At 69.8% G+C, this 9,422-nt stretch carries 9 protein-coding genes; 6 read left to right on the top strand and 3 right to left on the bottom strand.

Going from position 1 to position 9,422, the window contains the following annotated elements; translation table 11 throughout:
* Both J0670_RS20285 and J0670_RS20280 read right to left on the bottom strand, forming a co-directional pair.
* Nucleotides 1-598, bottom strand: a 598-nt coding sequence (locus J0670_RS20285; RefSeq protein ID WP_207813051.1) for an HD domain-containing protein, incomplete at its 3' end; no start/stop codon positions are given.
* Complete coding sequence (locus J0670_RS20280) at nt 595-1,335, bottom strand: hypothetical protein (protein WP_207813050.1); 741 nt, start codon at nt 1,333-1,335, stop codon at nt 595-597. The genes J0670_RS20285 and J0670_RS20280, both read right to left, overlap by 4 nt.
* Before the next feature lie 70 nt (nt 1,336-1,405).
* On the opposite strand from J0670_RS20280, the gene J0670_RS20275 reads away from it, so the two are divergent.
* The 6 genes from J0670_RS20275 to J0670_RS20250 all read left to right on the top strand — a co-directional run bounded on the left by J0670_RS20275 (nt 1,406) and on the right by J0670_RS20250 (nt 8,520).
* Nucleotides 1,406-2,296 carry a LysR family transcriptional regulator gene (locus tag J0670_RS20275; protein ID WP_207813049.1) on the top strand — a complete coding sequence of 297 codons (891 nt, stop codon included), beginning with the start codon at nt 1,406-1,408 and terminating at the stop codon, nt 2,294-2,296.
* Between the two features lie 172 nt (nt 2,297-2,468).
* Complete coding sequence (locus tag J0670_RS20270) at nt 2,469-3,683, top strand: RNA-guided endonuclease TnpB family protein (protein WP_207813048.1); 1,215 nt, start codon at nt 2,469-2,471, stop codon at nt 3,681-3,683.
* A 162-nt stretch (nt 3,684-3,845) separates the two neighbouring features.
* Nucleotides 3,846-4,403 (top strand): hypothetical protein, encoded by a 558-nt coding sequence (locus J0670_RS20265; protein ID WP_243437272.1) that lies wholly within the window; start codon nt 3,846-3,848, stop codon nt 4,401-4,403.
* A gap of 746 nt (nt 4,404-5,149) precedes the next feature.
* On the top strand, nt 5,150-5,599 hold the full coding sequence (locus tag J0670_RS20260; protein ID WP_207813047.1) for a WXG100 family type VII secretion target: 450 nt from the start codon (nt 5,150-5,152) through the stop codon (nt 5,597-5,599).
* Nucleotides 5,600-5,606: 7 nt separating this feature from the next.
* A complete protein-coding gene (locus J0670_RS20255) occupies nt 5,607-7,829 on the top strand; it encodes a DUF6571 family protein (RefSeq protein ID WP_207813046.1) in 2,223 nt (740 codons plus the stop codon).
* Between the two features lie 298 nt (nt 7,830-8,127).
* The gene (locus J0670_RS20250; RefSeq protein ID WP_207813045.1) at nt 8,128-8,520 is read left to right on the top strand and encodes a hypothetical protein; all 393 of its coding nucleotides are present in this window, start codon (nt 8,128-8,130) and stop codon (nt 8,518-8,520) included.
* Here the strand turns inward: J0670_RS20250 and J0670_RS20245 are convergent.
* The coding region (locus J0670_RS20245; RefSeq protein WP_207813044.1) for an alpha/beta hydrolase family protein at nt 8,517-9,422 on the bottom strand (906 nt) is incomplete at its 5' end. The genes J0670_RS20250 and J0670_RS20245 overlap by 4 nt on opposite strands.

The following is a 9,422-nucleotide window of genomic DNA, read 5'->3' as shown; positions in this document are numbered from 1 at the left end:
CGGTCCGGACGAAGTCCGGGTCGAAGTGGGCCAGCACGTCCGCCTTGACGTTGCCGAAGGCGGTCTGCGGCTTCGGTGCCACGCCCGCGTGGAAGGCCCGCAGGATGCCGCGCTTGAAGTCCGGGCGCGGGTGGGCGGCGACCACCGCGTCCCGGGCCGCCGGATCGAGCTCCGCGTACCCGACGCCGAGCACGTCCAGCTCCACCCCGGCCGTGGTCAGCGCGATCTCCGGCTCCATGAACTCCGGGATCCCGGGCGTGGTGTGCAGCGCGATCGCCTCCCACACCAGGCGCACCCGGCGCGCGTCCACCCCGTGCCCACGCAGGAACGCGGCCGCGGCCTCGGCGCCGTCCACCTCGAACCGCCGCCCGGACGCGTGGTGCTCCGGCCCCAGCCCGAGGTCGTGGAACATCGCGGCCAGGTAGAGCAGTTCGGGGTCGAAGTCGAGGCCCCGGCGCTCGCCCTGGAGGGCGCCGAAGAGGTAGACCCGGCGCGAGTGGTGGTAGAGCAGCTCGGTGGTGGCCGCGCGGACCAGCTCGGTGGCCTCGGTCGCGAGCCTGCTGTCGGGGATCCGCACCCCGGCGATGTCGGTGGTCATGAGGCGCTCCCGAGGGGTGCGGCGGTGTCCGCGTGGGCGACGGCGGCCGCGGCCAGGGCTCGGATCATCGGGTGGGCCCGGGTGCCGTCGCCGGACAGCTCGGGCTGGAACAGCGAGGCGAGGAAGAACGGGTGCTCCGGCAGCTCCAGGACGCGGACCTCGCCGGACTCGTCCGTACCGCTGAACCGCAGCCCGTGCGCGCGCAGCCGGTCCAGGTGGGCGGAGTTGAGGCCGTAGGCGCAGTGGTAGCGCTCCAGGGTGTGGGTGGCGCCGAGGGCGCGCTCGGCCAGGGTGCCGGGGGCGATCGCGATGGTGCCCTCGTGGCCGACCAGGGAGCAGGCGAGCGGGATGATCACCTGCTGTTCCTGCTCCTGGTCCGGGTTCTCCTCGCCGTGGACGGCCCCGGTGATGCCGCAGACGTTGCGGGCGTACTCCAGCACCGCGTGCTGGAACCCGCCGCAGGTGCCGAGGAAGGGGATGCCGCGCTCACGGGCGGTCCGGACGGCGGCCAGCGCGCCGGCCTCGCTGCGGTACGGGCTGCCGGGCAGCAGCCAGACGGCGTCGAAGCCGTCCAGCGCGCCGGGCGCTTCGGCGTCCCCGGTGGGGATCCAGTAGGCGTCCAGGACGAGCTGGTCGCGCTCGGCGAGGGCGTTCAGCAGGCCGGGGATGCGGGCGTGCGAGCGAACGGAGGGGGAGCGGTCGCCGACCAGGGCGACCCTCGGGGTCAGGTAGGTCATACGGCTATCCTGACCCCGCACCCGAGATCAGCGCCAACGATGATTTCTTACGTCTCGATCAGATCGGTTGATGTCCGCCGTGGATCCGCAGCAGCTGCGTACCTTCGTCACCGTCGCCCGCCTCGCCTCCTTCTCCGAGGCCGCCCGGGAGCTCGGCTACACCCAGTCCGCGGTCTCCCAGCAGATCGCCTCGCTGGAGGCCGACCTGGGGGCGGCCCTGCTGGTGCGCCGCCCGGTCGGCCCCACCGAGGCCGGGCGGCGGCTGCTGGAGCACGCTGCCCCGCTGCTGGTCCGCATGGAGGCGGCGCGCGCCGACGTCGCGCGCCTGGCCGGTGCCCCGAGCGCCCGCCTCGTGCTCGGCGCCACCCCGCTCGCGGTCGGAGAGGTTCTGGGGCGCGCGCTCGGCGAGGTGCGCCGGGCGTACCCGAGGGTGGAACCGGTCGTTCGGGTGCTCGCCCAGGACGTCCTGCCCGCCCAGGTCGCCACCGGCGAGGTCGACCTCGCGCTGATCGACGGCCTGGCCGCACCCAGCGACCCGCTGCCGCTGCCCGAGGTCGGCCCGCTGACCACCGTCGCGGTGGACGAACGGCCGGTCGCGGTCGCCCTCCCGGCCGGACACCCGCTGGCCGGCCGCACCGGGATCGCGCTCGCCGACCTGTCGGCCGCCCGTTGGCTGGACGCGCCCGACCTCACCCCGACCGCCGCCCGGCTGCGCGCGGTCGCCGGCGTCGACGGCTTCCGGCCGGCGGTCCGCTACCAGGGCACCGACCTGCGCGGACTGCTCACCCTGGTCGCCACCGGCCACGGACTCGCCCTGCTGCCCGAACCGGTACTGGTCGGGGCGCCCGGCATCGCCTGCGCGCCGATCACCGAGCCCCGCCTGGTGCACCGCACCGAACTCGTCCACGGCAGCCTCCCGGAGGGCCCGGCGGCGCTCCTGGCACGACTGCTGGACGGGTGACGCCCCGGAGGTTCTCAGACCGGCGTCGGGTGGCGCCAGGCCGAGAAGAGGGAGGCGGCAGGGTGCCAGGGTTGATGGCCAGTCGGCCGAGAACGACTTGGACTGTCAGTCGCCTGTGCGAGTCTTCGAGGAGCCGCCGGGGCGGACCGAATCGCCATGCTGTGGAGAACGCATGACGACACGACAGGAGAAAGCGGAGGGTGTCGGACACGTTCGGTACACCTACCGCCTGCGCGTGTCGGCAACTGCCCTCGCCGCGCTCGAAGCCGAGTGGGGCCGGTGCCGGTGGATCTGGAACGAGTGCGTCGCCAAGTCCCGTCAGCGGCACATCGCCAACCGTACCCGCCCTGATAGCTCTCCGAAGCTGACCTGCGGTCCGGCCGAGCTGGACAAGATGCTGACCGAAGCCCGAGCCACTCTGGAATGGTTGCGCGAAGGCGCCTCAGTGCCACAACAGCAAACCATCCGTGACTTCGCCCAGTCCCGCGCCAAGGCGATCAAGGACATCAAGACGATGCTGCCCGCGCGGCAGCGTACCGGGATGCCGAGGCACAAGAGGCTCAAGGATGCCCGGCCATCCCTGAACTACACCAAGCGCGGGTTCCGCCTCAAGGACGGACGCCTACACCTGGCAGGCGGGATCGCGCTGACAGTGGTGTGGTCGCGGGAACTCCCTGTCGAACCGTCGAGCGTGCGGGTCTACCGAGACACCCTGGGCCACTGGTATGCCTCGTTCGTCGTACCCGCGAAGGTCGAACCGCTGCCCGCCACGGGCGCGGTGATCGGTATCGATTGGGGCGTCAAGGAGACCGCGATCACCACCAGCGACGCGCACGACCTTTCGCACTCCGAATGCGGACGCAAGGCCGCCGCCGCGCTGGCAAAGTACCAGCGGCGCATGGCGCGGCGCAGACCGCCGAAGGGCAAGCCTGCGTCCAAGGGCTACCGGCGCGCGCAGCGGCAGGCGGCGAAGTTGCAAAAGAAGGTCGCCCGGCAGCGTCAGGACACTGGCCGGAAGTGGGCCAAGGCCGTCGCCCGTGACCACGACCATATCGCTGTGGAGGACTTCCGCCCGAGGTTCCTCGCCAAGACCACCATGGCCAAGAAGGCTGCCGACGCTGCGATCTCAGCGACCAAGACCTCGCTGTTGGAGATGGCCCGCAAGCATGGCCGGACCGTGCATCTGATCCACTCCGCGCACACCACGATGGACTGCTCGAACTGCGGGGCGAGAGCCAAGCACCGCATGCTGCTGTCCGTGCGCACCTACACCTGTACCGCGTGTGGATTCTCATCCCCCAGGGACAAGAACTCCGCCCGCGTGATGCTCGTCCGGGCAGGTCTGATCCCGGTTGGCGTTGAGTGCGTAAGACGCGGCTGCCCGTAGGGCAGCTACGCGGTATGAGTCAGAAATCCCCTTCCGGCACTCAGAATTCGCCTGCCGGTGGAGGAGCAGTCAAGTCCTGGGTCTGACGGCGGCCGTACGGATGGTGCTGTCATGGGCACAGTCGCCCGGCATCCGGCCGGGCCGGCCCAGGAGAGCGCAACCATGATGCTCCGTCAGCGTCTCACCGTCGTCGCCGCGGCGGCCACCCTGGCGGCCGCCGGGCTCGCCGCCGGCACGGCCCAGGCCGCCGCCCCGGCGAAGTCCGCGCCCGCCAAGTCGGGTTCGCTCGCAGCGAGTTGTTCGCAGGCGTACCTGCCGCTGCCCGACCCGTCCTGCACGCCCGGCGCGTACAACCCGGACGTCACGCAGGCCACCATCGGCCAGACCATCTGCGTCTCCGGCTGGACCGCCACCGTGCGTCCGCCGACCAGCTACACCAACGCGCTCAAGACGCAGCAGATAGCGCAGTACGGCTACGCCGACACCAACCTGTCGGACTACGAGGAGGACCACCTCGTCCCGCTGGAGCTCGGCGGCGCGCCGCGCGACCCGCGCAACCTGTGGCCCGAGCCGCGCTACGGCAACCAGCCGGCGCAGAGCAAGGACTCGGTCGAGACCAAGCTCAAGAACGCGGTGTGCGGCGGCAGAGTCAGCCTCGACGCCGCCCGCAGCGCGATCGCCGGCGACTGGACCACGGCGCTCAGCCGCCTGGGGCTGTGACCGCCTGACGGCGTGAGCGGGTGAGGGCGTGCGCCGCCCGGTCCGTCCGGTCCCCTGTGCCGGACGGGCCGGGCGGCCGTCTGTGGGTGGTGAGCGCCTACCAGCGCGGCTGACGAGCTCTCAAGTGCTCGGTACCGGCACTCGACATGACTCTTCCCTTCCCCCGTGGCGTGCCGCCGTCCGGCCTCCCGGCCCCTGTGATCAAGGGGCTGGTCAGCGGCGTTTGCGTCGACGGCGGTCGAAATTTATGCCACGGCAGCGCCGGGAGCAAAGCGGGATTCCGCCGGAGAAGGACCCGGACGTCGCAGTTGCAGCGCTCCGGTGGTGAATGTGTGTGCGGGCGGGTCGGAGACCATGTGTGAACCAGGGTGGCCGCCGCAGGTGTGAGGTGAGCAACGACGCGCCACTCTGATCGCCTAATCTCCGGTTCTTGCAACGGGACTGTCAGTGGATCACCTCGTTCGCCTCGGCGACTCCGCGTGCCGGGTGACAAGGCCCCGGCAGTCGCCTACGCCAAGGATTTCTCCCGCCGGCCCGAGCACCCCAACCGGGTCATCTGACCTGCGGTGTCGCCGCACCCCGCCGACGGCGCGGCGGCATCGGCGGCCGTCGGGGATGCGGAGCCACGTGCTTCCAGTGGCTGGAGGTCACTGACACCTGTCGGCCACTGTGCCTATAGTGCGTGTTCGACGCGGCGTTCGAGTTGGGGGACTCGGGGCTAAAAAGCTTCTGTCAGGGGGGACTTGATGGTTGATCTTGATTTTGAGCGGCGAATGAATCCATGGCTCTTCGACAGTGCCGGGAACCTGACGGAGGCGGCGAAGAAGCAGTTCCCCGACCTGGCGGCTGCGGCCTCCGGGACTGCGGCACCTGCCTACGCGCCGAGCGCGCAGTCGGCCGGCCCGACCGTAACGGTGAGCGTGGAGGCGCTGACTCGGGCAGCGACCAATGTCGACACCCTGAAGACGAAGTTCGCGCAGGCGTGCAAGCAGCCCTCGGCTCACACATCCGCGGCTGAGGGCCTCCCGGCCGGCTGGGCGCTGAGGGCGGCGATAGCTACCGCGAACAGCGTGTGGACCGATCAGGTCAAGGCACTGGAGGGCGCGATCGGACAGCTGGCCGAGGCACTGCGCACCAACGCGGGGAACTACGCACGTGCGGAGCACGCGAACGCGCAGAACTTCGGGATGAGCTGAGTCGGGAATGAACTTCGAAGAGCTGAGGCATGCCCAGATATCGAGCCTCGACACCCTGGCCGGCGACTACGAGGCCATGGTCAGGAACTGGGGGTTCTCCACGGAGCTGACCGGGGACGTGATCACCCCTCTGCAAGGGTCCGGCTGGAGCGGGCAGGCGGCCGAAGCGGCAGCGCAGAGCATCACGAACATCCGCAATGAGATCGACGCGGCCTTCGAGGAGGCCAGCGGCATCGCGAAGGCGCTGCGGGACGCTCACACGGAGATCGCCGGGGCCCGGTCCGACCTCGAAGCGGCGATCCGGTCGGCCACCGACCAGAAGATGACGGTGGACAGCGGCGGTTCCGTTCACTGGCCCGCGGCGACCGGGCCGGAGAAGAACGATCCGGAGTACGCGACGTCATATCGCAACAAAGCAACGGCCGTTGCGGAGGCGATCGCGAAGGCGCTGGCCCGGGCGAGCGAGGCGGACGCCGCGGCCGCGACCGCCCTCGCGGCGGACACCGGCAGCGACCGGACCGCGTTCAACAAGAAGCCCCTGGGAGGGGCGGCGGAGCAGGAGGCGAAGCAGGCGGTCGACCTGATGAGGCTCGGGGACAAGGCGAGCCCGACGCAGATCCAGCAACTCGAAGCGCTGCTGAAGGCACACTCCGGCGACCGGGGCTTCGCGACGGCCTTCTACACCTCGCTCGGCCCGGAAGGGTTCCTGAAGGTGTACGGATCGATGGCCGAGTACAGCGGCTATTACGGCAGTGAGGCAACGAAGAAGATCCTCACCGCGATGCAGGCGGACCTCGGTCTCACCCTCGCCACGGCGACGAACGGGGACAAGCAGCCGCACCTCACGGAGGAATGGCAGGCCGGGCTGCGCAAGGCCGGTGCCACCCAGTACCGGCTGCTCCCCGAGCAGTTGCAGGGCGGAAACCCCTACGGGTACCAGATCCTCTCCAACATCCTTCGAACCGGCACGTACGACCCGCACTTCCTCAATCCGATCGTCGAGCACATGACCCAGCTCAGCGCGGAGAACCCGGGGCGCTGGGAGGACGCCGTCAGCAAGGGCGGCGTTCCGATCGCGGAGGCGTTCTTCCTCGGCAAGGACGGGTCGGGCATGAATCCGTTGTCGGGAGCTCTGGAAGGGCTCGGTCACAGCCCTGCGGCGGCGACGAAGTTCTTCCACGACCCGGCGACCGTCTACAACGAGGACGGCACGGTCAAGGCCACCGGCCAGCTGAACACCTACCTGAAGCAACTGACCGGCGCCGGGGTCAACTCCATCCTCCAGGACTTCCAGCCGGACCACGGCCCGCACTTCACGGCCGCACCGCAGGAAGCGCTCGCACTGGGACACGCGCTGGAAGCGGCAACGACCGGGAGGCCGTACGACGTGACGGACGGCCCGATGCCCGTGCACACGACGGAGATGAGCGCGGTGATGAAGGAGGTGACGGACCGGTTCGGGAACACGGACGGGCCGGGGCTGCTGAAGAAGGGCGGGCTGTTCGAGAACATGGACTCCAGCTTCGGGCACATGATGGCCTCGTACATGGGCGACGTTCAGACGGCGGTCGACCACAACAACCACGCCCTGCCGCTCAACGGAGCCGCAGCGAGCCTGGATCAGGGGGCCGTGCAGAAGCTGCTCGGCGCCCTCGGCCGCAACCCGGACGCCTACGGCACGATCGCGCAGGCGCAGCAGGCCTACACCACGGCCTACCTCCAGGACATCATGTCGCACAAGGACAGGTACGGAGAGCTGTTCGGCGAGGCCATCACGAACGCCTCGCGTCCGGGGGGCGAGGTGGCCGGCATCCTCACGGCCGTTGCGACGGACGAGGTCTACAACCAGAAGCAGCAGGAGATGGCCGCGTACAACAAGAGCGTCGATGACAAGGTCGGGTGGGCCAAACAGGTGTGGACGGCCACTGCGGGCAAGGCATTTGGGGAGATCCCTGGGGCTGACAAGGTCTTGGCGGTGCCCACCGACAGCATTTTCAAGCTCATTGCGGATGGCTACCACATCGATACATATGCGACCGACTTCGCGGCAGACTCCTACAACAACGGGCGGAATGCCGCGGCGGGCGCGGCAGAGGCGGCGATCAAGGAAGCAGCCACCGGCAAGGGGCTGGATCAGGTCTACCTGGAGACGCTGGCGACCACGGCAGCCAATGGAACGAAACAGGGATTGGCGGACGGGGTCGTTCTGACGAGGGCGATCAATGCCTGAGACACCGGCTGGGATCTTCGATGCCGATGCCCGGGCTCGGAGGGGCTGGCGACCGCGGCGTCGTGCGGTGCTGGCGGCGGTGCTGGCGGTGGTCGTCGGAGTGGCTGGTGGATTGTGGTGGTGGGCGTCGAGGGATCCCTTGACGTTGCCCGCGAGTGCCTGCTGGTCGCTGGTGGACCACAGTGACCTCCGAGCGCTGGCGGGAGACGCTGGCGGGACGTTCACGGTGGGGCATGCGTCTGACGGTCGGGACGACGATGGTTCGCAGTTCACGCCAGGTGTGAGGACACAGATGTGCGTGGTCCAAGGGAACCAGCGTGTGCTGCTGGCGCTCGATGTCCGAGGAATGACCGAGGTCTTCTTTCACAGCGAGTACGAGCTGGGGCACAGGCCGGCGAGAGCGGACCCGGAACGGCAGTTGGACCTGGGCCCCGACCTCAAGACATGGGTGGCCGGTGGTGCGGTTCGGCTGGCCTTCCGGTGCGACAACCTGGTCACCAGGGACCAGGGCGTCGTCGCCTTGGAGATCTGGGTGCAGGAGGACGGCCGGATCTCCGCCGTCAAGAGCCCAGCGGCTCAACAGGCCCGGCTGGACATCGCGCTGAGAGTCGCGAAGAAGTCGGCCGAATGGTCGCTCCCGTGCCTGAACAAGGTCACCTTCCCGGACCGGGCGACGGCACCTCTGCTCTAGGCGTGGGCGCCCGGGACGCCGAGTTGGGCGGCGAGCCAGGGGAGGGCCTGGGCGAAGGTCGCGGCGCCGGTCTGCCAGGTGTGTTTGCCGGAGCCGACCGTGGCGGTGGTGCGGATGCCGTCCTTCTTGGCGGCCGCGTCCAGGGCCTTGGCGGACTCGATCTGGCCGTGCTCCTCGTCGCCCTGGCCGAAGTAGCCGGAGACGCCCTGGTACTTGGGGTGGTGGGCGAGGACGGTCAGCGGGTCGTGGGCGGCCCAGGCCGCGGCGTCGCCGCCGTACAGCTCCTGGACGGTGTGGTCCTTGTCGCCGATGAACGGTCCCTTGTCGCCGGAGAAGTCGCCGAAGTGGGTGAAGACGTCGGGGTGTTCGACGACCAGGTCGAAGGCGCAGGTGCCGCCCATCGACCAGCCGGCCACGCCCCACTTGTGCGGGTCGGTGGCGGCGTTGAAGGTCTTCTGGACGAACGGCGGGACGTCCTTGAGGAGGTGGCTCTCGGAGTTGCCGTGCGGGCCGTCCACGCATTCCGTGTCCACCCGGAAGCCGCCGGTGGCGTCCACGAACACCAGGATCGGCGCGAAGCCGTTGTGCTTGGCGGCGAACGCGTCGGCGGTCTTGACGGCGTTCCCGGAGCGGATCCAGTTGTCCGGCGCCGCGAACTCGCCGCCGATCATCTCCAGCACCGGCAGCTTGGGCCGGGTCTGGCTGCGGAACCAGGCCGGCGGCAGGTAGACCAGCTCCTGGCGGTGGGCGAAGCCGCTCGCCGTGTCCGGTGTGTCGACCTGGACGATGCGGCCGGTCTTGGTCTTGCCGTGGATCTCGGCCAGGTCGGCCACGGTGATCTGGTCCGGCAGCGGCTGCCCGCTGAGCTCGCCGATCGCGTCGTCCAGCGTCGGGTAGTAGCC

Source organism: Streptomyces sp. FH025 (assembly GCF_017427025.1).
Classification (GTDB): Bacteria; Actinomycetota; Actinomycetes; order Streptomycetales; family Streptomycetaceae; genus Kitasatospora.
This window is presented reverse-complemented; position numbering and strand designations above follow the sequence as displayed.